Below are 19,267 nucleotides of genomic sequence, written 5' to 3'. Positions count from 1 at the left end.
TCGGCATATGCATTCTGAGGCCATGACCATCCCACAGCTCCACACACCTGATGCGGTGGGGATGCGCGCGATGCTCGGCCATTCTGCACGGGTGTCGCCGTGATCACCGACCATGACGGGCAACGGCTTGCGGGGTTCACCCGCCAGTCCGTGACGTCGGTGTCTCTGGGTCCGCCGTACGTGTCGTTCTGCCCGGGGCGAAGCTCGTCGAGCTGGCCCGCGATCCGATCGGTGGGACGGTTGTCGATCAATGTCCTGCCCGACGACCAGCGCGATGTGTGCGCCGCACCGGCATTGGACGGCGTCCTCGCCACTATCGAGGCCGAACTCGCCTGTGAGCACGACGCCGGCGACCACACGATCGCCGTCGCGCATGTCACCGGTCTGCGCGTGCATGAGGAGCGAAAACCGTTGCTGTTCTACCGCGGCGGCTTCGGCGGCTTCGAGGACGCCGCGACAGATGCCTGAGTTACGGGCGCTGCGGTCGGTCTACGAACCGCTGGCGCAATCCGTGCGGCGACTGATCGACGTCAGCATCCGCAGCGAAGCCGATGCACGGACCGTCAAGTCCGCGATGGACAAGATCGACTCTGCCGCTGCCGAACTCGGCACCTCGCTGCACGAAGGCTCCTTCGGACTGCAGCACTCCAGCGACGGGCAGGCCATGGTGTGGGGCAATGTGGTGATCGGCTTGCGCAATCCGGCCGCCCCACCGCTGACCGTCCACCACGAGGCAGACGGCACGGTGTGGGCCGAGTTCACCTTGGGCGCCGCGTACGAAGGCCCGCCGGGACATGTCCACGGTGGTGTCTGCGCCATGATCCTCGACCACGTCCTCGGTGCCACCGCGCACAAGCCGGGAAGGCCCGCGTTCACCGGCACCCTGAGCGTCCGCTATCTGCGTGGCACGCCGCTGGGGCGGCCGCTGCGAGCGCAGGCCCGCATCGAGCGGGTCGAGGGTGCGAAGACGTTCGCCGCCGGGCACATCTCCGACGACGAGGGCGTCACCGTGCAGGCCGAGGGGATCTTCATCCATCGCAGGGACGACGCACGTCGTTGACTTCGCCCCCGCGGCGGCCAATTGTGTTAGCGGGACTCACGAGAGGTGACGATGACGAACAACGCGGTCGGCAGAGTGGCCGGCAAGGTCGCATTCATCACGGGAGCCGCGCGCGGCCAGGGCCGCGAACATGCCGTCCGGCTCGCCGAGGAGGGCGCCGACATCATCGCCGTCGACATCTGCGAGGACATCGACGGCGTCGGCTATCCCGGCGCGACGGAGGCCGACCTCGACGAGACCGCGGCGCTGGTCGAGAAGTCCGGCCGGCGCATCGTCACCGCCAAGGCCGACGTGCGCGACCTCGACAGCCTCACGGCCGCGCTCGAGCAGGGAGTGGCCGAGGTGGGCGCCATCGACATCGTCGTCGCCAACGCCGGCATCAGCGGCACCCCGGCCCCGGCGGCGATGATCGAGCAGTCCGCGTGGCAGACGATGCTCGACATCAACCTGACCGGCGTGTGGCATACCGTCAAGGCGGCGATTCCGCACATGACCAACGGGGGCGGGTCGATCATCCTGGTGAGCTCCATGTTGGGGCTGCGCGGCGGCGGTTACATGGCTCACTACGCATCGGCCAAGCATGCCGTCGTCGGCCTGATGCATTCGCTGTCCAACGAGCTTGCCCCGCAGTGGATCCGGGTGAACTCGATTCACCCCGGCAACATCCGGACACCGATGCTGGACAACGAGCAGTTCCGCCGGATGATGCGGCCGGACCTGCCCGACCCGACCGTCGACGACGCCGGCGATGTGGTCGGGCAGTTCCACATGCTGCCCAAGCCGCTGATCGAGCCGCGCGCGGTCAGCAACGCGGTGTTGTTCCTCGCCTCCGACGAGGCACAGTACATCACCGGTGCGGCGCTGCCCATCGACGCGGGGGCCGTCGCGAAGTTCTGAGTGCCGGCACGACCCTTCGCCGAGTGTGAAGCCACGGTGAGGATCCGGCCGGAATCTCGCTGTGGTTTCACACTCGCGATCGGGGGCAGCGGAGCGACGGGCGTCAATTCATCGCGATGCGAATATTCTTCGTCTGCGTGAACTCGTGCAGGCCGTCGACGCCCCCGGTGCGGCCGAAGCCGCTCTGCTTGTAGCCGCCGTAGGGTCCCTGCGGCGAGATGTCGCTGAAGGTGTTGACCCACACCGATCCCGCCTCGAGACGCCGGGCGACGTAGTGCGCGCGGTTCAGGTCCCTGGTGTGCACAAAGGCGTTGAGGCCGTAGCTCGTGTCGTTGGCGATATGCACCGCTTCGGCGTCGTCACCGAACCTGATGACGGACACCACGGGCCCGAACGTCTCGTCCTGCGCCAGTTTCGAGGCGTTGTCGACATCGGTGAACACCGTCGGTTCGACGTAGTAACCGGCCGCCAGCTCGCCACCCATCCGCCGGCCTCCGGTCAGCAGCGTGCCGGCGCCGCACTGAACCGCGTCCTCGACCGTCTCGAGGATGCGATCCGCGGCGGCCTGGCTGACGACCGGACCGAAGCTGACCGCGGGGTCGAAGGGGTCACCGATCTGCGCGGCGCCGATGACGGCCAGGAACCTCTCGAGGAACGCATCGTGCACCGACTCGTGCACCAAAATGCGACTGGCGCAGGCGCAACTCTGACCGGACTGCATCAGCGGTCCCTGATGCGCCGACAGCATGGCGGCGGTGTCGAGGTCGGCGTCGGGGAAGATGAGATTCGCTGATTTGCCGCCCAATTCGGTGACGACCGGGGTGAGATTGACCGCCGCGGCCCGCAGGACACTTCGGGCGGTGGCACCGCCACCGGTGAAGTGGATCTTGCGGATACCCGGATGCCGGACGAGAGCATCGCCACCCTGCGCATCGGCGGGCACGACGTTGACGAGTCCCGGGGGAAGACCTGCTTCGAGACAAAGCTCACCGAAGCGCAACGACGCCAGCGGCGCGATATCGGACGGCTTGAAGACGACCGCGTTGCCGGCCGCCAGCGCCGGGGCCACACACGAACCGGCGACCGCGAGTGCGCCGTTCCACGGTGCGACGACGCCGACGACGCCGTAGGGCTCACGCTCGACGAGGTTGATGTCGAACGAGCCGTCGACGGGCGTGCTCGCGCCGTACGCCTTGTCGACGTAACCGGCGAAATGGCGAAGGAACCGCTCGAGCATGATCGCGGTGCCCGCGAAGGACACCGGAACGGCGTAGTCGTGCACGTTCAGTGCCGCGAGCTCGTCGAGGTGCTCGTGGACGGTGTCGGCCAGTCCGATCAGCAGGTCGCGGCGCCGGTCCACGGTCAACGCCATCCACTGCCGCTGCGCCTCTCCCGCCGACGCGACGGCGCTGTCGATCTCCGGCGCACCGGCCAGTGCGACGGTGGCGTTCACGTGACCGGTCGCCGGGAAGATGTGGGCACGGGACGGCACGGAGGTCGCCGTGACGCGGTCACCTCCGATCAGCAGGCCGTGCGGATCGCTCGCCGTCAGCGCCGAAACAGTGGCGGCCGTCATGACGCGGCCCCCTCTTCCTGCGCCCATTCCGCGGTGACCCGCCGCTTCTGCTCCTCGATGACCTGGCTGAGGTGCGCGGCCTTGGGCCAGCCGTAATAGGCCGCGAAATGCAGTGCCAGTTCGTCCATTTCGTCGAAGCTGACGTCGCGGCTCTTGAGCGCTGCGTAGACGTGGCTGAGGATCGGGATGGGAGCGTCCTGGAACGCCACACAGGCCACGGTCACCAGCCGTCGCTCCTTCATCCCGAGCCCCGGGCGCAGCCACATCTCGCCGAACACGAAGTTGAGGATCCCCGCACCGGAATACGGGTTGTCGCGAACCGGCGCGAACGGAATGCAGTTGATGTCTTTGAACGACTGCTCGCCGACCACCAGTCGGGCCTCGGGGTCACTGGGTGTGGTGAGCGGGAGCAGCGGCTCGGGCGGCGGCGCCTGCTCCCCGCGGTCGCGATGGATGCGGTCCCACTGTTCGTCGACGACGATGTTGAACCGCGACGCCTTCGGCCATCCCGCGTACACCGCGAAATGCAGTACGGTCTCCTGGATTTCGCCGATCGTCAGATCACCGCTGTTGAGTGCCGCGTACACGTGATCGCGCAAGGGGCCTTCCGCGTCGGCGGCCGCGACGCACGGCAGCGTGACGAAGCGACGGTCGCGGCGGCTCAGCCCGGGCCGTGGCCACACCTCGGCGAAGACGAAGTCGAGCATCGCGGCCTCCGCGGGACTGGAGTCCTCGGGCGGCGTGAAGGTCATCACCTCAGCGAAGTTGCCTCGGCTCGCCTCGTGTCGTTGCGCCTCTGTCGTGATCACGTCATCACTCTCTTTTCAGCGGTCAGCGCAGGGTGACGCCGGCGTCGACCTTGAACTCGAGCCCGGTCACGTAGCGGGACTCGTCGGAGACCAGGAAGAGCACCGCATTGCTGATGTCGATCGCCTCGGCCATCGCAATGGGCAAGGCGTTGAGGAAGATCGGCACCAGATCGGACCGTTTCTCCCCGAGCAGGCCGTGCAGCGACTCCGGCTGCATGCCCGTTGCGACGCCGGTCGGATGCACGGTGTTGACGCGGACATTCTGAGCGGCGACCTCGTTGGCCAGCGCGCGGCACAGCCCGACGACTCCGTGTTTGGACGCCGTGTAGGGAAGGTGCAGCGGCGTGCCCTTCAACCCCGCCGAGGAGCTGATCAGTACCAGGCTGCCGCCGTGGTTGACGAGATGGGGCAGCGCGGCGGCGCAGGTGTTCCACGAACCGATCAGGTTCACGTCGACGACTGTGCGCCATTGTTCGGCGGTGGTTTGGTCCCACGTGCCGACGGTCAGCACGCCGGCGTTGGCCACCGCGGCGTCCAGGCCGCCGAGTTCGGCCACCCCGGCATCGACGGCCGACGCCAACGCCGCGGAGTCGCGCACGTCGACGACGTGAGTCACCGCGCGGCGGTTGTGCTTTTCGACCAGGCGGGCGGTCTCCTCGAGGTCGTCGCGCGACGCCAGCGGGTACTCGACCTCCGGCAGCGACTCGCAGATGTCGATCAGGATCAGGTCCGCACCCTCCTCGGCGAGCCTGACCGCGTGGCTGCGTCCCATGCCCCGCGCAGCGCCCGTGACCAGGACGCGCTTGCCGTGGACCCGCCCGTGCGGCGTGGTGCTGTCGCTGCTCATAGCTTGTTGCAGAACCCTGCGTCGACCGGGAACGTCACTCCGGTGACGTACTTGGCGGCGTCGGATACCAGGTAGGCGATCGCGGCGCTGATGTCCTCGGGCTCCAGCAGTTCGACCGGCATGGGGTTCTGCAGATGCGGCCCGCCGTCCGGGTAGTTCTCGAGGAACTCCGTCATGGCCGGGTTCACCGCCATCATGGTGTTCACCGCCGTCGGGTGCACGGTGTTGACCCGGATATTCGCCGGGGCAAGCGCATTCGCGAGGGTGCGCATGAGACCGACGATGCCGTGCTTGGAGGCCGCATAACCCAGGCCGCCGCCCTGCATGCCGCCGAAGCCCTTCAGCCCCGCTGTCGAGCTGGTGAACACGATCGCCCCACCGCGGTTGCCGGCGAGCAGGTGCGGAATCGCCGCCGATGCAGTGTGATACGCCCCGTCGAGATTGACGCCGACCGCCGCTCTCCACTGCGCCAACTCTTCTTCGACGGTCAGTTCGCGGAACGCCACGGGGGCAATGCCAGCGTTCGCCAACACGATGTCGAGGCGACCGAACTGTTCGACACCTGCGTCCACGGCCGACTTGACTTGGTGGAAATCGCGCACATCGGCGACCGAGGCCGCGATCTTGCCGCCCTCGGCTTCGACGAGCGCCACCGTCTCGGCGAGGTCGGCACGAGTGGCCATCGCATAGTGATTGGCGGGAATGTCGGCGCAGATGTCGATTCCGATGATGCTCGCACCGTCTCGGGCGAGCCGGACCGCATGGCTGCGGCCCTGGCCCCGGGCGATACCGGTGATGAAGGCGACTCTGCCGTCAAGCTGACCCACGACGTCCTGCTTCCCTGTCGACTCGTCGGCGCGGACGACGCGCCGGTAACACGGTTACTCAGACAGCAGAGTAACATGGTTACCGTGCCTGCGAAAGAGGGTCTGCGCGAAGTCGCGACCGTTCCCCCCGCACCCGGCGAGGACGCCGATCCGATCATCACGACCGTCGTGGAATTGCTAGATACCGAAGGAGATGAGGCCGTCCAGCTCCGTGCGGTGGCCCGGCGGGCACGGGTGTCGTTGTCGACCATCTACAAGCGGTACTCGACCCGCGACGAACTGATCGTCGCCGCGCTGCAGTGGTGGATGGAGACCAATCGGTACGCGGGCTTGCCGGCGCCGGCCGACAGCGCCTCGACGGGATCGCTCTATGCAGACCTGATGCGGGTGCTGCGCACGATCTTCGAGCCGTGGGAGAAGCACCCCATGATGCTGAGGTCCTACTTCCGGGCGCGCTCCGGCCCCGGTGGCGACAGGCTCATCCAGCGAGGAGTCGACGTCGTGGTACCGGTCATCAGATCGATTCTCGGGCCGGTGGATTCGGACTTCGCGCAGGACTTGGAACTCGTTCTGACCGGTGTCATCTATGGCTTCCTGGGCCGCTTCGCCGAGGGCGAGATCGAGGTGACCGAAATAGTGCCGGGGCTGGAGCGGGCGGTGTACTGGATGACGGCCGCCTACGAGAGCCAGCCGCGGAGATAGCAGCCGACCGCCCGCCCCGACCCGTTACGCGCCGGTCTTGGCCGCCTCCACCTTCTCCGGATCCGGAATCCCGTATTCAGTTGTCCTGCAGAGGAATAAGCGGCGGCTACTTCAACATACTGCCGGCATCGATCGTCATGGTGAGTCCGGTGACGTAACGCGACTCGTCGGAGGCCAGGAACAGCACGGCATTGCTGATGTCCACCGGATCCACCCAGCCGACAGGAAGCACATGCATGAACTGTGCGGCGACGGCCAGGTCATCGGGTCCGGGGTTCTCGAGGTCGGGCCGGAAGAGCTTCATGGTGCCCTCGTTCATGAACAAGGGCGTATCGACGTTGGTCGGGTGAACCGAGTTGACGCGGATCGAGTGGGCGCCGAGTTCCACGGCGAACGTGCGCATCAGTCCCACCACGCCGTGTTTGGCGGCGATGTAGTGGCCGGTGTGAGGGTAGGCCTTGAGCCCGCCGACCGAACTGGTCAAGATGATCGAGCCGCCATGACCCTGCGAAATCAGATGCGGTACCGAGGCTTTGACGGTCTTCCAGACCCCCGACAGATTCACGTCGATCATGTCCGACCAGTCGGCCTCACTCGTTTGATCTAGTGTCTGACCGCCGTTGCCGATACCGGCGTTCGCGCAGACGATGTCGAGCCTCCCGAGTTGTTCGACGCCGCTGTCGACGGCCGACTTGACCGCGTCGAAGTCGCGAACGTCGACCTCGGCTGTGACAATGCGCCGGTTGAGGCGTTTGACCAGATCCGCGGTCTCGGCGAGATCGTCCACTGTGGCGGGGGCGATCTGCGTATTGCTGCTGACCGGACCACAGACATCGACCGCGATGATGTCGGCGCCTTCCTCGGCAAGGCGAACCGCATGGCTGCGGCCCTGACCGCGGGCCGCCCCGGTGATGAACGCGACCTTGCCCTCTACCCGCCCCGGCACTCGTGGCTCCTGACTCTCGACAATTTGATCGATCGATCAGGAACATTGGCACATGCGGGCAGACCTGTCAACGGTCGGGTTCTCGCCGACCGCCGGCACTCAGCGGTGCGCGCACAAGATCAGCGCCGCGTGTCGTTCGGCGCCGAAGGAGGTTGGGCGGTTAGCCGCGGACCGTCGCGGCGGGCTTGGTCAACGCTTCGATCTGGCGGTCGACGAGCGCCCGCAGCTCATCGTGTCCCTGCGTCACCCCCACGGCTACCTCGTTGGCGAGACTGCGCGCGATCTGCGCGACGATCATCGCGATGGCGACGGGCGGATACGCGTTCAGGTCGATCCCGTTGGCCCTCAGTACCAGGGTGACGGCCGCGGTTTCGATATCGCGCACCCGTTCGGCGTAGGTCTTGAGTTCCGCACCTATCACCTTGCGATGGTTGGCAAGTGCCATGAACTCCGTGTTGAGGATGCTGCGCCGGGAGTCGCTGTTGAGTCGCCACAGGGCGCGCAGCGGATCATCGTCTGTCAACGCCGCTCGCATCTGCCCGAGCGCGATGTCGGCACCGGTCCTGAGCACCTCCACAAAGAGGTCGTCCATCGTCGGAAAGTAGTAGTAGACCAACGCCTGCTTCACACCCGCCTTGGCGGCGACCCGCCGCGAGGTGGCAGCGGCATAGCCCTCGTCGTGCATGATCTGCGCGGTGGCCTCGATCAATCGGAGTCGCGTGCCACCGTCGTCGGTCTTCGACTTTCGGGAGGCGGCCACTCAGCGCCTCACTGCTGAGTTGGTTGACCGTGCTCCGCGGCGCGTGCTAAACATGCGACACCATACCATTTTGGTCGATCGACCAACTTGGCAACGGCTTGTGTGGAGAGGCCCGCCATGACACAGCTCGCCGACGTCGACTACTTCACGGACGCCGACATCGCCCAGGATCCGTACGCCTACTGGGATCACCTGCGCAGTCAGGGACCGGTGGTTCGCGAACCGCATCACGGGGTCGTGGCCGTCACGGGCTACCAGGAAGTGCAGGCGGCGTTCAAGGACGTCGAACACTTCTCGGCGGTCAACGCCATCGGCGGTCCGTTCCCGCCCCTGCCGTTCACCCCCGAGGGCGACGACATCAGCGAGCTGATCGAGGCGCACCGGCACGAGTTCCCCATCTTCGAGCACATGGTAGTGATGGACCCGCCCGAGCACGAGAAAGCCCGCTCGCTGCTGTCGCGGCTGCTGACGCCGCGCCGCCTGCAGGAGAACGAGGACTACATCTGGCAGCTCGCCGACCGCCAGCTCGACGAGTTCATCGCCGACGGCCACTGCGAGTTCCTCGGCGAGTACGGCAAACCCTTCGCCACCCTGGCGATCGCCGATCTCCTCGGGGTGCCGCACGGCGACCGGGCTCAGATCCGCCGCAATCTCGGCGCCGGAAACGCGCCGGGAGCCAGGGTCGGCGCCCTGGATCACGAACCGGTCGGCAGCAATCCGCTGCAGTACCTCGATGACCTGTTCAGCGGCTACATCGACGACCGGCGTCGCGAACCCCGTGACGACGTCCTCACCGGCCTGGCCACCGCCACCTACCCCGACGGCTCCGTTCCGCCGCTCCTGGAAGTGGTGCGGCCGGCCACCTTCCTGTTCGCCGCGGGGCAGGAGACCGTCACCAAGCTGCTGAGTTTCGCGGTGCAGGTGCTCGGCGACCGCCCCGACATCCAGGAGCGGTTGCGCGCCGACCGCAGCCTGATCGGGCAGTTCATCGAGGAGTCGCTGCGCCTGCAGAGCCCGACCAAGGTGGACTTCCGGCTGGCGCGCAAGACCACCATCCTCGGTGGAGTGCCCATCAAGGCTGGCACCGTCCTGATGCTGTGCCTGGGCGCCGCAAACCGGGATCCACGAAAGTTCGACGATCCCAACGAATTTCGCATCGACCGCAAGAACGTCCGCGAACACATCGCGTTCGGCCGCGGCATCCACACCTGTGCGGGCGCTCCCCTGGCCCGCGTCGAGGGCCGCGTCACAGTCAACCGCCTGCTCGACCGCATGCGCGACATCACCATCAGCGAGGCCAAGCACGGCCCGCCCGGGCAGCGCTCCTACGCCTACGAGTCGACGTTCCTCCTGCGCGGGCTCACCGAACTGCACATCGAGTTCACCCCGACGGACCGACCCCGACGGACTTCTCGAGATCGCTCAGTGCATCCTCGAGGTGGGTGAGCAGCCGCTGCAGATGTGGCACACTGCGACGGCAGCCGACGAGCCCGAAGTCGAGATTGTCGGCGTTGTTGGTCAGCGTGATGTTCAGCGCCTGCCCGTCCAGCGCGATGGAGAACGGGTAGTTGCCGTCGAGCCGGGCGCCGTTCCAGTACAGCGGCTCGCGGGCGCCGGGCACGTTGGAGATGACGATGTTGAACGGCGGCGGCGCCGAGGACACGAACCCGGGCACCAGGCCGAGCGCGATGCCCGACATCAGGAACGCCGACAACGCGAGCGCCTGGTTGCGGGGCAGCTCGGCGAACACCTTCTTGTTGTCGCGCATCGAGGTGCTGATCGCATCGAGCCGCTTGGCGGGATCCACCATGTCGGTGGCCAGATTGCACAGGATGGTGCCCACCATGTTGCCGCCCGCATCGATCTCGTCCTGTGCGCGGAGGCTGACCGGAACCATTGCCACCAACGGCGTTTCGGGCAGCGCCTCCTGCTCGATGAGGTAGGCGCGCAGGGCTCCCGAGCACATGGCCAACACCACGTCGTTGACCGTGACCCCGGCCGCGGACTTGACGGCGCGGATCCGCGCCAGCGGATACGACTGGGCGGCGGTCCGCCTCGCCCCGCCGATGGGGACGTTGAACATCGTCTTGGGCGCACGGAACGGCAGGGTCAGCTGCTGCTCGAGCAGTGCCGCCCGGGCCACGGTGAGTGCCGACGGAGCAAGCCCCGCAACCGAACTCACCGTGCCGGTGAGCGACTGCAGCAGGGATCGCGACTCGCCGGTGTCCTTGCTTCTGCGCTTCGGTCCGAGTGCCCACGGCACCCTGACCTCACGGTCGTCGGGGTCGGGCGTCATGGACCGCATCATGAGGCGCTGGGCCGAAATCCCGTCCAGCAGCGAGTGATGGATCTTCGTGTACACCGCGAACCGACCGTCGTCGAGGCCTTCGACGAGGTTCGCCTCCCACAGCGGCCGGTGCCGGTCGAGCAGGGTGCCGTGCAGACGCGACGTCAACTCGAGCAATTCGCGAACCCGGCCGGGCCGCGGCAAGGCCGACCGGCGCAGGTGGTAGTCGATGTCGACCTCGTCGTCGAAGGCCCACGCGAGGTTGGAGATGCCGCCCAGCAACCGGCCCGGGTGCTTGCGGAACGTCGGCTGTAGGTCGTCGTTCTCGACGATCGTCGCGTGCAACTCCCGGATGAACTCCGGGCCGCTGCCCTCGGGCGGCTCGAAGAGTTGCAGGCCCGCGACGTGCATCGGGTGCTCGCGGGATTCGCCGACGAGGAACAAGGAGTCGGTCGGCGAGATGATCTTCATCGTCGTGACGGTACCCACATCGCCTGTGATCTACGCATCTTCGCGGGGATATGCGGGTTTTGTCACCGTGGCGTCATGCGTGCCGCAGCACCAGCAGCTCGCCGGTGAGCGCGCCCCGCCCGAGGAGCCGTCCGATTCTCGCGCTCTGCCGTTCGGCCAGTTGCCAGGCCCGGGTATGGCCGTACCGCTCGGCGAGCGCGGTGGTGACGGTCTGTTCCCGCTCGGTCCATGCCGACGGAATCGCGGGCAGGTCGGCGGTGCCCAGGCGCTGCTGCACGCGCAGATCGGCCTTGGCGACCAGCTCGGCGAGCCGGCTCGGCGTCGGAAAGTGGTTGTCCTCAAGCTCATCGGCCGGAATGCGCCGCTGGGCGACGAAGGCGAGCAAGCCGATCCGTCCCCCGGGCCGCACCGTGCGCCGCAGTTCGTCGAGCAACGCCTGTTGGTCCGTGGTCGTGCACAGCACGCCCAGCGACCAGGCGGCGTCGAAACTGTCGTCGCCCATCGGCAGCGCCGAACCCACCGCCTGGACAACGGGATGGTCGAACAGCGTCGCCGCGGCGCGGCACGCGCCGCGCTCGGGGTCGACGAGCACCGGCCGCACCGAGCGCGACATCGCGGCGTACGCGGCGGGACCACCGACACCGGCCCCGCTGTCCAACAACGCCTGACCGGGCGCCAGGCGCATCTGGTCGATGAGCCAGTCGAGGGCGGCGGGGCTGCCGCTGCCCCGGCAGGCCGCGGGCACGAAGTACTCGGGCCCCAGGTCGGCGGCCACCTCAGCGGTCCATTCCGCGACGGTGTCGAACTCCGCCTCCATCGCCTCGCTCACAGCGCCTCCGCCCTGACCCGCCGACCGACCTCCGCCTTGATCTCGGCACCGGCCCGTGCGCCGGACGCCGACGCGAGGCCCGAGACATTCACTCCCTCAATCCCTTCGATCGCCAGCAGCGCCCGCGCCTCGGCGACGGCCGCCGCGATTCCGGCCGACACCGGATCCGCGGCGCCGAGCACCTCCCGCAGAACCGCGTCGTCGAGGTCCAGGCCGGGCAACCCCTGCAGCACCGCCGCCGACACCTCGTCGGTGAAGACGGCGACGGCGGCGATCACCGGGATGGTGAGGCCCACTGACCGGGCCGACTTCATGAACTCGGCGATGAGATACGGATACGGCACGTGGTTGAGCACCGCCAGGCTGGCACCCGCGCGCTGCTTCTCGACCAGGCGGGCCGGCCGACCCGCAACCGGCGGGGCGGTCGGCGTCTCGGGCACCGCCGCGGTCATCCCGATCGACGCGGCCAATGCCACCAGGCGTGGCCCGTCGAGGTCGAAGGTCTGCGTGACGTCCGGCCGGACGTCGTAGCCGCGGCCGTCGCCGGTCACGCAGAACACCGTGGTGGCCCCGACACTGCGCAGCCCGCGCAGTTCCTGCTCGAGGACCACCCGGTTGCGGTCGCGGCAGGACAGCGTGACCCACGGTGTGACGCCCGCGTCGAGCAGCAGCCGGGCCATCATCGTCGGCGGGAAGTCGGGTTTGTTCTGGTGCTCACCGACGAGGACGGCGTCACAGGACGGCGCGAGGACGGCCGCCGTCGTTGCGAGGTCGGCCTCGTCGAAGGGCAGGCAGCTGAAGTCCGTCAGGACGGTGGGCGCCGGGGCCTGCCGCGGCTCGGGCGCGGGTCCCGACCACGGCACCACCGCGGGGAACGCGCACGGACCGTCGCGCATCTCGCACTGCCCGTCGGGCCGCACCCCGCCGCACGGTCCGAACACCATTTTCTTGGGGCACGCCGCGGCCCGCGTCGTCCCCGCCTCGCCCACCGGCATTCGCAGCCTGTACCCGGCGGACGGTTGCTTGAAGCGCAGGCCCCTTGGGTGCGCGGGGCACCGGCGTCGGAATTGGGATCGGTAGCCACCGCGCGGGGCTGTACTGATCGCATCGGCGACGCCGCGCAGGGCGCCGCCCCGCGAAAAGGATGCGAACGATGAAGCGAGCGGCGCGCGTAGCGACGACACTGCTGGTCACCGGCGGCATGGGCCTGGCCGGACTCGGTCTGGGCCCCGGCGTGGCCACCGCCGAGCGGGGACCCCATCAGTGGTGCCCGGGCGACGAGACGGGCGGCTGGGGCGGCGGCTTCAACACGCCCGCCGACGCCAGACCCCGCTGGGACTGGAACGTCTGCCACACCTACCACTACGTGAATCAGGGTCAGGGCAACGTGTCCTCCACCGTCTGGGAGGGCGATAACCCGCCGCCTCCCTACCCCTGGCAGGCCCCGAACATGTGCTGGTCGCTGTTCCTTCCGCGGCCGTGCCAGCAGGGCGTCGACTTCTGACGATGCCCGGCCCGGCGGCTCGGCCAATACATGTATGTGCTATGCATATTTGGTGCCGGATCGTCGCTATGACCACCTCGACGAGCTGCTGACCCGAATCCACGTCGTGCGGCAGCGGCCGGACTGGCGGCGGCGACTGCTGGGCAACCCCGCGCCCGTGACCTCGGTGTCGACGCTGCGGGTGCTGCGCGCCGTCGAGCACGCCCAGGCCGTCGGGGACGGCGCGTCCATCGGCGACGTCGCCGAGTACATGGCCGTGGAGCATTCGACGGCGAGCCGCACGGTTGCGCCCGTGGTGACCGCCGGACTGCTGACCAAAACCCTTGCCGCCGATGATCAGCGGCGCTGCGTGCTGGTGCTGACCGACGCCGGCCGCAACGCACTGGCCGCCGTGACCGACCGCCGTCGCGAACTCGTCGCCGACGTCGTCGCCGACTGGGCCGACGAGGACGTCGACGCGTTGGTGTCGCTGCTCGACCGGCTCGTCGCGGACTTAGAGCGGGGTGTGCGTTCATGACCGCGCAGACCACCGCGGTGCCGCCGCGGACGCGCGGCGCGCTCGGCTTGATGTTCGACCCCGTCTTCGGGGCCCTGTTCTGGGGCAAGATGTTCTCGGTCGTCGCGGTGTGGACCCACGGCATCGTCGCCGCGATCGTCATGTACGACGCCACCCGCTCGGCGCTGATGGTCGGCCTGGTCGGCGTGGCGCAGTTCGCACCGCAGCTGATCCTCAGCCCGACGAGCGGCAAGTGGGCCGACACCGGTAACCCCGCGCGTCAGATCCTGATGGGCCGGGTGCTGTGCGTCCTCGGTTCGGGCACGGTGGCGTTGTGGCTCGCACTATCCGAGCAACATGCCGCGATGGCCGTGCTGGCCGGGACGCTCCTGGTCGGCATCGGCTTCGTGGTGGGCGGTCCGGCGATGCAGTCGATCGTGCCGAATCTCATTCGCGACGGCGAACTGTCGACGGCCATGGCGCTCAACAGCATTCCGATGACCATCGGCCGGATGATCGGGCCGGTGATCGGCGCCTATCTCGCGGCGAATCTCGGCGCGGCCGAGGGTTTCGCGGTCAGCGCGGGACTGCACGTCGTGTTCGCGGTCTTCCTTCTCGCGGTACGCTTCCCCGCTCCCCCGCCACGGCGGGACGGCGCGGACTACCGCGTTCGCGCCGCGCTGAAGTACGTGTGGCACGACAAGCCGCTGCTCTTCGCGCTGCTCGCGGTGACCACCGTCGGCTTCGCTTCGGACTCGTCGATCACGCTGACGCCGTCGCTGGTCGATCAATTGGGCGGTGACACGCAATTGGTGGGGGTTCTGTCCGCGGTCTTCGGCGTCGGCGCGGCGCTGGGGATGGCGGCGCTGGCGTTGATGCGCGGCCGGGTGGTGTCGGGACGGGTGTCGTCGATCGGGTTGTGGGTGCTCGCCGCGGGGTGCGCGGTGCTGGCCGGAGCGCCGGTGACGCCGGTCGCCATGGGCGGATTCGCGCTGGCGGGATTGGGCTTCGGCTGGGCGCTGACCGGGTTGAGCACGGTGGTGCAGGAGCGGGCGCCCGACGAGTTGCGGGGCCGCATCATGGCCTTGTGGCTGGTCGGCTTCCTCGGGTCGCGACCGATCGCCGCGGCGGTGCTCGGCGGTGCGGCCGACGTGCTGAACGTCTATGTGGCGTTCGCGGTCGCGGCGGCGGCGGTGGTCGTCGTCGCGCTGTTGTGCCGGCCGTCGACGCTGACCGGCACGCTGCCGGCCCGCGCCGCCGACATGCCGGCTACTGAGTGAACACCTCGATCGGCCGCCCCGTCTGCAGCAGCACGACCGGAATGTGCCTGCTGGTCGACCGCTGGTAGGAGACGTACGGCGGATACAGGTGGCTCATGTACTCCCACACGTCGTGGCGTTCCGTGCCTTCCGCTTCACGCCAGGTGGCCTCGAACGCCTGGGTCGCGATCTGCACGTCCACCGTCTCGCCGGCCGCGATGTTCAGGTACCACTCCGGATGGCTGTCGGCGCCGCCCTTGGACGCGACGATCACGATCTCGCCGCCGACGTTGCCGTAGATCAGCGGCTTGACGTAGCTCTTGCCCGTCTTGCGACCGGTGTATCGGATCAGGCAGTGGGTCGTCATCGCCCGGCCGCCGACTGAGCTCAGGTCGACGATGTGACCTCGGACCCCACCCGAGTCGAGATACATCGCGAGATGCTCACGCATCCAGTCGGCGCGGCCGGCCCGGATCGCGGCGGCGTCGGCGTCGCCCATCTGTTTCTCCGTTCGACGGTAAATCGGCTGAGCCGACCATACGGTGCCGCGACGGGCAGCAGACCGCGGGATTGAATTGTCACCGGGCGCCCATTGGCCGCTGCACGGGCGTCAACTCGCTCTCTGGTGACCGAGGGCGATACGCTGCGCTGTCGGGCAGCCAATCGCGAGGGATTCGAGGACGTTTTGAGCGATCGCTCATCGGCGGTAAGCGCGACATGACCATCGAAGATGCCGAGACGGTAGCGCCGCGGCTTGGTCAGGATCAGCACACCGCACGTAGTGACGACGACCTGCCTCAAGTCCTCGCCGACACCGTTACCGACCTCCTCGGCGTGCCACGTGCCCGCGGCTGGATCCATCTCTGCTCGGCGGCCGTGTTCATCGTGATCAGTGCCGCCCTGGTGCCCGTCGCTTGGATCGCCACGTCGCCGACCGCCGGCTGGGCGACATTGGTCTACAGCGCGACCATCGTCGCGATGTTCAGCGTCAGCGCGACCTATCATCTCGTGCACTGGCGCACGCCGTCGGCCGAGCAGTGGATGAAGCGTGCCGACCACTCGCTGATCTTCGTATTCATCGCAGGCAGCTACACCCCGTTCGCGCTCCTGGCGATGCCCCCCTCCGCGGGTACGCAACTCCTGATCGTCATCTCCACGGGTGCGGCCGCAGGAGTTGCCCTCAAGATGCTGTGGCCGTCGGCCCCAAGGGCCATCAGCGTGCCGCTCTATCTACTTCTCGGCTGGGTCGCAATCTGGTACGCCCCGATCCTTCTGGACGGCGCCGGCGTCGCCGCGGTAGCGCTACTGCTCATCGGAGCGGTGCTGTACAACATCGGGGCGATCCTCTATGCGCTGAGCTGGCCCAACCCCTGGCCGCTGACATTCGGCTATCACGAGTTCTTTCACGCCTTCACGGCAGTCGCAGCGGGCTGTCACTTCATCGCCATCTGCCTCGTCGTCGCTTAGCTGCCGGCCGGCCTCGTAGCTCGCCCGACGGTCAGCCGCCCCTCGAGGCCAAGCACATCATCGCGTTGACCGGCTCCGCCGCCGTCCTGATGGGGACGACGGTGCCGGCCTGAGGCGGTTCCGTTCCCACGGCCACGTCATCAAGGCCCAGACCGCGCAGACGATCACCATCTCGGCCAGCAGGTAGAACGGCCACGGACCCAGGACATCGAGCACCGACGCCGTCGGCGGTTTGCGATTGAGGTAACCGTAGTTGGTTCCGGCGATCGCGTTGAAGCCGAAGGTGAAGGCCACCCAGACCAGTGTCACGACGATGGTGAACCGGTAATCGCGCCACCGCGGCCGGTTGCGCCGCCCCCACGTGAGGTAGACGGCCGCCCACACCGCCAAGACATGAAGGGTGAAGAAGGTCAAGAAGAGGTGATGCGGGAAATCCGGCGCGCCTTCGGCGGGGGTGCCGACATCCGGTGTGATCAACGCCTGCGAACTCAGCAGAAGGCACCAGTAATAGGTGAGCGCGAACGCCCAATGCCGTTGTGACCACAGCGCGTAGGCTGCGGTGAGTTCGGCGACGTCGCACAGTTGCAGCGGCACCGACGTCTGCAGGTCCGGCCGGATGATCTTGTAGGCCAGCGCCACCAGGAAGGCCGCGACGATGAGCAACGCGAAGGCCCGGCCGAAAAGTCGCGCCTGAGACTCGCTCAGTCGGCGTCCCGCCCACACCAGAAGCACGGCGCCGACGGCGAACACCACCAGGACCACCAGGTGCGATGGCCCGTACGCCGAGAACTCGCGCTGTGCAGTCAACAGGTCGGCCCACCTTTCGATCGCACCGGTCGACAACTCCATGTTCTCAATCCGCCCGGGCGACGACGGGGATTTGGGCAGGGAATGCCGCTCGCCGGGATTGCTTACCCGACGGATAGAAAACCCTTCCCGAGCAGTAGGCGATTCTGGCCGCCGCGGTGATTACGCCGCGGCTGAATCCTCACGACTATTTCCCTCATGGCTTCACAAGCCCGACCAACCATGAGGGGCAGGCAGATGTCGATCGGATCCGCGGACACGGCGAGCGTCGTGCGCATCGCGCTCGTCGGGATCGGTGTGGGTGGCACGCTCACGCTCAGCCGACTCGCCGAGCAGGCCGACGACTCCTGGCGCGGAACGGTGCTGGAGATCGTCGACCGCCCGGAGAACCTGGGCCGCGGAAGCGCTTTCGGCAGTGATATCGCCGCCGCCGCGGTGAACACCTCCCAGCACCGGCTCAACGCACTCTCGCCGTCCCTGCACTCGTTCCACAGTTGGCTCGACGGCAGTAAGAGCCCCGCCACGAACCTCGACGAGATGCCGATGCCGAGGTCGGTGTACGGCGATTACCTGGCCAGCACCCTGGCCAAGGCGCTGGACCGGTTGCGCGCGTATGGCGTTCGCGTCCGGTTCTCCCCGATGCACGCGACGTCCCTCCAACCTCGAGTGGATGGGATGGCCGTGCTCGGTGACGGCGCCGAACTGCCGCCGGCCGACATCGCGGTCGTCGCGCCCGGTGTGTGGTCGCCGGCCCCGCCTGCCACGGTCAACCACCTCGTGAACCCCTATCCCCTCAGCAGTCTGCGGGCCCGCGTCGGCGCTCAGCGTTCGGTCGCCGTCCTCGGCAGCGGGCTGACCGCCGTCGACGTCGCCTGCGCGCTCGACGACGGGGAGACACGCGTCCACATGCTGTCCCGGTCCGGGACGCTGCCCCGGGTGCAGGTGGAGGCGACCCGGGACGACGCCGCCCCAGTGCATCTCACCGAAGACGCGGTCATCTCGCTCGCGGTCCGCGACGAGCTCACCGCGACCGCGGTGCTCGGGTTGCTGGACCGCGAGCTCGCCCGCTTCGGGTTCACCATGTCCGACGTTCTCGACGACGCCGCGCACACCGAGCATTGGGCCGATCCGCTGGCCGATCCCGCCGACCTCGCCTGCCATCACACACTCAGCGCCACGAACCACGCGCTCAACAGCGCGTTCGCCCTGATGCCCCAGCCGCAACAGCGGGCGCTGCGCGCCGCCCTCGGCTCGAAGTGGTTCCGGTACCGGGTCCGGCTGCCGTTGAGCCGGTGGCGCCAGCTTCGTCGCATGCAGGACGCCGGGCGCCTGATCGTGCATGCCGGCGTCGACGCCAACGACGGCCGGCTCGACGGCGTCCTGGCCGACCTGGGTGTCGAGACCGTCATCCCCGCCCTCGGCCAGTCGTCGGATCTGGCGCAGGGCCCGGCCCTGATCGGCGACCTCGCCGCGTCGGGCCTGGTCGATGTCGACGCCGCGGGCCAGGGCCTGGTCGACCCCGCGACTTGCCGCGCCCTCGTCCCGGGCGGCGGGCCGCGCGACGACCTCCTGCTCGTCGGACAGGTCTCCGCGGGCAGCTACTTCACCGTGTCCGCGCTCGACGTCATCGTCCGGCAAGCCGGTCATGCGGCCCAGACGATCGCCGACACGATCACCACTCGAACCCGCCTGCAGATGCCGTCGGCAAGCGAGGCGGCCTGAC

At 68.2% G+C, this 19,267-nt stretch carries 21 protein-coding genes; 10 read left to right on the top strand and 11 right to left on the bottom strand.

Going from position 1 to position 19,267, the window contains the following annotated elements; genetic code table 11:
- Positions 1-99: 99 nt before the first annotated feature.
- Genes ABGB19_RS01065 through ABGB19_RS01055 form a run of 3 tightly spaced genes read left to right on the top strand, consistent with a single transcriptional unit; the run spans position 100 to position 1,957 of the window.
- Positions 100-468: a flavin reductase family protein gene (locus ABGB19_RS01065; protein ID WP_347683092.1), complete on the top strand. Its 369-nt coding sequence runs from the start codon at positions 100-102 to the stop codon at positions 466-468.
- Positions 461-1,060 (top strand): PaaI family thioesterase, encoded by a 600-nt coding sequence (locus ABGB19_RS01060; protein ID WP_347683090.1) that lies wholly within the window; start codon positions 461-463, stop codon positions 1,058-1,060. The genes ABGB19_RS01065 and ABGB19_RS01060 overlap by 8 nt, the downstream gene beginning before the upstream one ends.
- Positions 1,061-1,111: 51 nt before the next feature.
- Positions 1,112-1,957 carry a mycofactocin-coupled SDR family oxidoreductase gene (locus ABGB19_RS01055; RefSeq protein ID WP_347683088.1) on the top strand — a complete coding sequence of 282 codons (846 nt, stop codon included), beginning with the start codon at positions 1,112-1,114 and terminating at the stop codon, positions 1,955-1,957.
- 103 nt (positions 1,958-2,060) lie between these two features.
- On the opposite strand, the gene ABGB19_RS01050 is transcribed toward ABGB19_RS01055, so the two are convergent.
- From ABGB19_RS01050 to ABGB19_RS01035, 4 genes are all read right to left on the bottom strand, one after another.
- Positions 2,061-3,533 carry an aldehyde dehydrogenase family protein gene (locus ABGB19_RS01050; protein ID WP_347683086.1) on the bottom strand — a complete coding sequence of 491 codons (1,473 nt, stop codon included), beginning with the start codon at positions 3,531-3,533 and terminating at the stop codon, positions 2,061-2,063.
- On the bottom strand, positions 3,530-4,285 hold the full coding sequence (locus ABGB19_RS01045) for a carboxymuconolactone decarboxylase family protein (RefSeq protein ID WP_347684656.1): 756 nt from the start codon (positions 4,283-4,285) through the stop codon (positions 3,530-3,532). The genes ABGB19_RS01050 and ABGB19_RS01045 overlap by 4 nt, the downstream gene beginning before the upstream one ends.
- Before the next feature lie 79 nt (positions 4,286-4,364).
- Positions 4,365-5,189 carry a mycofactocin-coupled SDR family oxidoreductase gene (locus tag ABGB19_RS01040; protein WP_347683084.1) on the bottom strand — a complete coding sequence of 275 codons (825 nt, stop codon included), beginning with the start codon at positions 5,187-5,189 and terminating at the stop codon, positions 4,365-4,367.
- On the bottom strand, positions 5,186-6,016 hold the full coding sequence (locus ABGB19_RS01035) for a mycofactocin-coupled SDR family oxidoreductase (RefSeq protein ID WP_347683082.1): 831 nt from the start codon (positions 6,014-6,016) through the stop codon (positions 5,186-5,188). The genes ABGB19_RS01040 and ABGB19_RS01035 overlap by 4 nt, the downstream gene beginning before the upstream one ends.
- 102 nt (positions 6,017-6,118) lie before the next feature.
- On the opposite strand from ABGB19_RS01035, the gene ABGB19_RS01030 reads away from it, so the two are divergent.
- Entirely contained in the window at positions 6,119-6,718 is a 600-nt protein-coding gene (locus ABGB19_RS01030) for a TetR family transcriptional regulator (protein WP_347684654.1), read from the top strand.
- 106 nt (positions 6,719-6,824) lie between these two features.
- On the opposite strand, the gene ABGB19_RS01025 is transcribed toward ABGB19_RS01030, so the two are convergent.
- The gene (locus ABGB19_RS01025; RefSeq protein ID WP_347683080.1) at positions 6,825-7,664 is read right to left on the bottom strand and encodes a mycofactocin-coupled SDR family oxidoreductase; all 840 of its coding nucleotides are present in this window, start codon (positions 7,662-7,664) and stop codon (positions 6,825-6,827) included.
- A gap of 160 nt (positions 7,665-7,824) precedes the next feature.
- The gene (locus tag ABGB19_RS01020; RefSeq protein WP_347683078.1) at positions 7,825-8,424 is read right to left on the bottom strand and encodes a TetR family transcriptional regulator; all 600 of its coding nucleotides are present in this window, start codon (positions 8,422-8,424) and stop codon (positions 7,825-7,827) included.
- A gap of 117 nt (positions 8,425-8,541) precedes the next feature.
- Between ABGB19_RS01020 and ABGB19_RS01015 the strand changes: the two genes are divergently transcribed.
- Complete coding sequence (locus tag ABGB19_RS01015; protein ID WP_347683076.1) at positions 8,542-9,870, top strand: cytochrome P450; 1,329 nt, start codon at positions 8,542-8,544, stop codon at positions 9,868-9,870.
- On the opposite strand, the gene ABGB19_RS01010 is transcribed toward ABGB19_RS01015, so the two are convergent.
- The 3 genes from ABGB19_RS01010 to ABGB19_RS01000 all read right to left on the bottom strand — a co-directional run bounded on the left by ABGB19_RS01010 (position 9,806) and on the right by ABGB19_RS01000 (position 13,006).
- On the bottom strand, positions 9,806-11,182 hold the full coding sequence (locus ABGB19_RS01010; RefSeq protein WP_347683074.1) for a wax ester/triacylglycerol synthase family O-acyltransferase: 1,377 nt from the start codon (positions 11,180-11,182) through the stop codon (positions 9,806-9,808). The two genes, ABGB19_RS01015 and ABGB19_RS01010, sit on opposite strands and share 65 nt — an antisense overlap.
- A 73-nt stretch (positions 11,183-11,255) precedes the next feature.
- Positions 11,256-12,011 carry a methyltransferase domain-containing protein gene (locus ABGB19_RS01005; protein WP_347683072.1) on the bottom strand — a complete coding sequence of 252 codons (756 nt, stop codon included), beginning with the start codon at positions 12,009-12,011 and terminating at the stop codon, positions 11,256-11,258.
- Entirely contained in the window at positions 12,008-13,006 is a 999-nt protein-coding gene (locus tag ABGB19_RS01000; protein ID WP_347683070.1) for a methylenetetrahydrofolate reductase C-terminal domain-containing protein, read from the bottom strand. The genes ABGB19_RS01005 and ABGB19_RS01000 overlap by 4 nt, the downstream gene beginning before the upstream one ends.
- Before the next feature lie 158 nt (positions 13,007-13,164).
- On the opposite strand from ABGB19_RS01000, the gene ABGB19_RS00995 reads away from it, so the two are divergent.
- From ABGB19_RS00995 to ABGB19_RS00985, 3 genes are read left to right on the top strand one after another with little or no spacing between them, the layout of a single operon-like run.
- On the top strand, positions 13,165-13,515 hold the full coding sequence (locus tag ABGB19_RS00995; RefSeq protein WP_347683068.1) for a hypothetical protein: 351 nt from the start codon (positions 13,165-13,167) through the stop codon (positions 13,513-13,515).
- Positions 13,516-13,549: 34 nt separating this feature from the next.
- Positions 13,550-14,032, top strand: coding sequence for a MarR family winged helix-turn-helix transcriptional regulator (locus tag ABGB19_RS00990; RefSeq protein ID WP_347683066.1), 483 nt, complete (start codon positions 13,550-13,552; stop codon positions 14,030-14,032).
- Positions 14,029-15,291 (top strand): MFS transporter, encoded by a 1,263-nt coding sequence (locus ABGB19_RS00985; RefSeq protein WP_347683064.1) that lies wholly within the window; start codon positions 14,029-14,031, stop codon positions 15,289-15,291. The genes ABGB19_RS00990 and ABGB19_RS00985 overlap by 4 nt, the downstream gene beginning before the upstream one ends.
- On the opposite strand, the gene ABGB19_RS00980 is transcribed toward ABGB19_RS00985, so the two are convergent.
- Positions 15,281-15,769, bottom strand: a complete 489-nt coding sequence (locus ABGB19_RS00980) for a nitroreductase/quinone reductase family protein (RefSeq protein WP_347683061.1) — start codon at positions 15,767-15,769, stop codon at positions 15,281-15,283. The genes ABGB19_RS00985 and ABGB19_RS00980 overlap by 11 nt on opposite strands.
- Before the next feature lie 218 nt (positions 15,770-15,987).
- Between ABGB19_RS00980 and ABGB19_RS00975 the strand changes: the two genes are divergently transcribed.
- Entirely contained in the window at positions 15,988-16,737 is a 750-nt protein-coding gene (locus ABGB19_RS00975) for a hemolysin III family protein (protein WP_347683059.1), read from the top strand.
- A 57-nt stretch (positions 16,738-16,794) separates the two neighbouring features.
- On the opposite strand, the gene ABGB19_RS00970 is transcribed toward ABGB19_RS00975, so the two are convergent.
- Positions 16,795-17,586 carry a TIGR02206 family membrane protein gene (locus ABGB19_RS00970; RefSeq protein ID WP_347683057.1) on the bottom strand — a complete coding sequence of 264 codons (792 nt, stop codon included), beginning with the start codon at positions 17,584-17,586 and terminating at the stop codon, positions 16,795-16,797.
- Between the two features lie 195 nt (positions 17,587-17,781).
- Here ABGB19_RS00970 and ABGB19_RS00965 point away from each other — a divergent pair, with 195 nt between their 5' ends.
- Positions 17,782-19,266: an FAD/NAD(P)-binding protein gene (locus ABGB19_RS00965; RefSeq protein ID WP_347683055.1), complete on the top strand. Its 1,485-nt coding sequence runs from the start codon at positions 17,782-17,784 to the stop codon at positions 19,264-19,266.
- Position 19,267: the final 1 nt, after the last annotated feature.

Origin of the sequence: Mycobacterium sp. B14F4 (assembly GCF_039871645.1) — a bacterium.
Lineage (GTDB): Bacteria > Actinomycetota > Actinomycetes > Mycobacteriales > Mycobacteriaceae > Mycobacterium.
The sequence above is the reverse complement of the archived record's forward strand: the minus strand, read 5'-3'. Positions and strand labels throughout refer to the sequence as shown.

Coding starts and splice junctions, on each gene's coding strand:
- ABGB19_RS01060 (WP_347683090.1), top strand. CDS start 461: ATGCCTGAGTTACGGGCGCTGCGGTCGGTCTACGAACCGCTGGCGCAA.
- ABGB19_RS01055 (WP_347683088.1), top strand. CDS start 1,112: ATGACGAACAACGCGGTCGGCAGAGTGGCCGGCAAGGTCGCATTCATC.
- ABGB19_RS01050 (WP_347683086.1), bottom strand. CDS start 3,533: ATGACGGCCGCCACTGTTTCGGCGCTGACGGCGAGCGATCCGCACGGC.
- ABGB19_RS01045 (WP_347684656.1), bottom strand. CDS start 4,285: ATGACCTTCACGCCGCCCGAGGACTCCAGTCCCGCGGAGGCCGCGATG.
- ABGB19_RS01040 (WP_347683084.1), bottom strand. CDS start 5,189: ATGAGCAGCGACAGCACCACGCCGCACGGGCGGGTCCACGGCAAGCGC.
- ABGB19_RS01015 (WP_347683076.1), top strand. CDS start 8,542: ATGACACAGCTCGCCGACGTCGACTACTTCACGGACGCCGACATCGCC.
- ABGB19_RS01010 (WP_347683074.1), bottom strand. CDS start 11,182: ATGAAGATCATCTCGCCGACCGACTCCTTGTTCCTCGTCGGCGAATCC.
- ABGB19_RS01000 (WP_347683070.1), bottom strand. CDS start 13,006: ATGCCGGTGGGCGAGGCGGGGACGACGCGGGCCGCGGCGTGCCCCAAG.
- ABGB19_RS00995 (WP_347683068.1), top strand. CDS start 13,165: ATGAAGCGAGCGGCGCGCGTAGCGACGACACTGCTGGTCACCGGCGGC.
- ABGB19_RS00990 (WP_347683066.1), top strand. CDS start 13,550: ATGTGCTATGCATATTTGGTGCCGGATCGTCGCTATGACCACCTCGAC.
- ABGB19_RS00985 (WP_347683064.1), top strand. CDS start 14,029: ATGACCGCGCAGACCACCGCGGTGCCGCCGCGGACGCGCGGCGCGCTC.
- ABGB19_RS00980 (WP_347683061.1), bottom strand. CDS start 15,769: ATGGGCGACGCCGACGCCGCCGCGATCCGGGCCGGCCGCGCCGACTGG.
- ABGB19_RS00975 (WP_347683059.1), top strand. CDS start 15,988: ATGACCATCGAAGATGCCGAGACGGTAGCGCCGCGGCTTGGTCAGGAT.
- ABGB19_RS00970 (WP_347683057.1), bottom strand. CDS start 17,586: ATGGAGTTGTCGACCGGTGCGATCGAAAGGTGGGCCGACCTGTTGACT.
- ABGB19_RS00965 (WP_347683055.1), top strand. CDS start 17,782: ATGTCGATCGGATCCGCGGACACGGCGAGCGTCGTGCGCATCGCGCTC.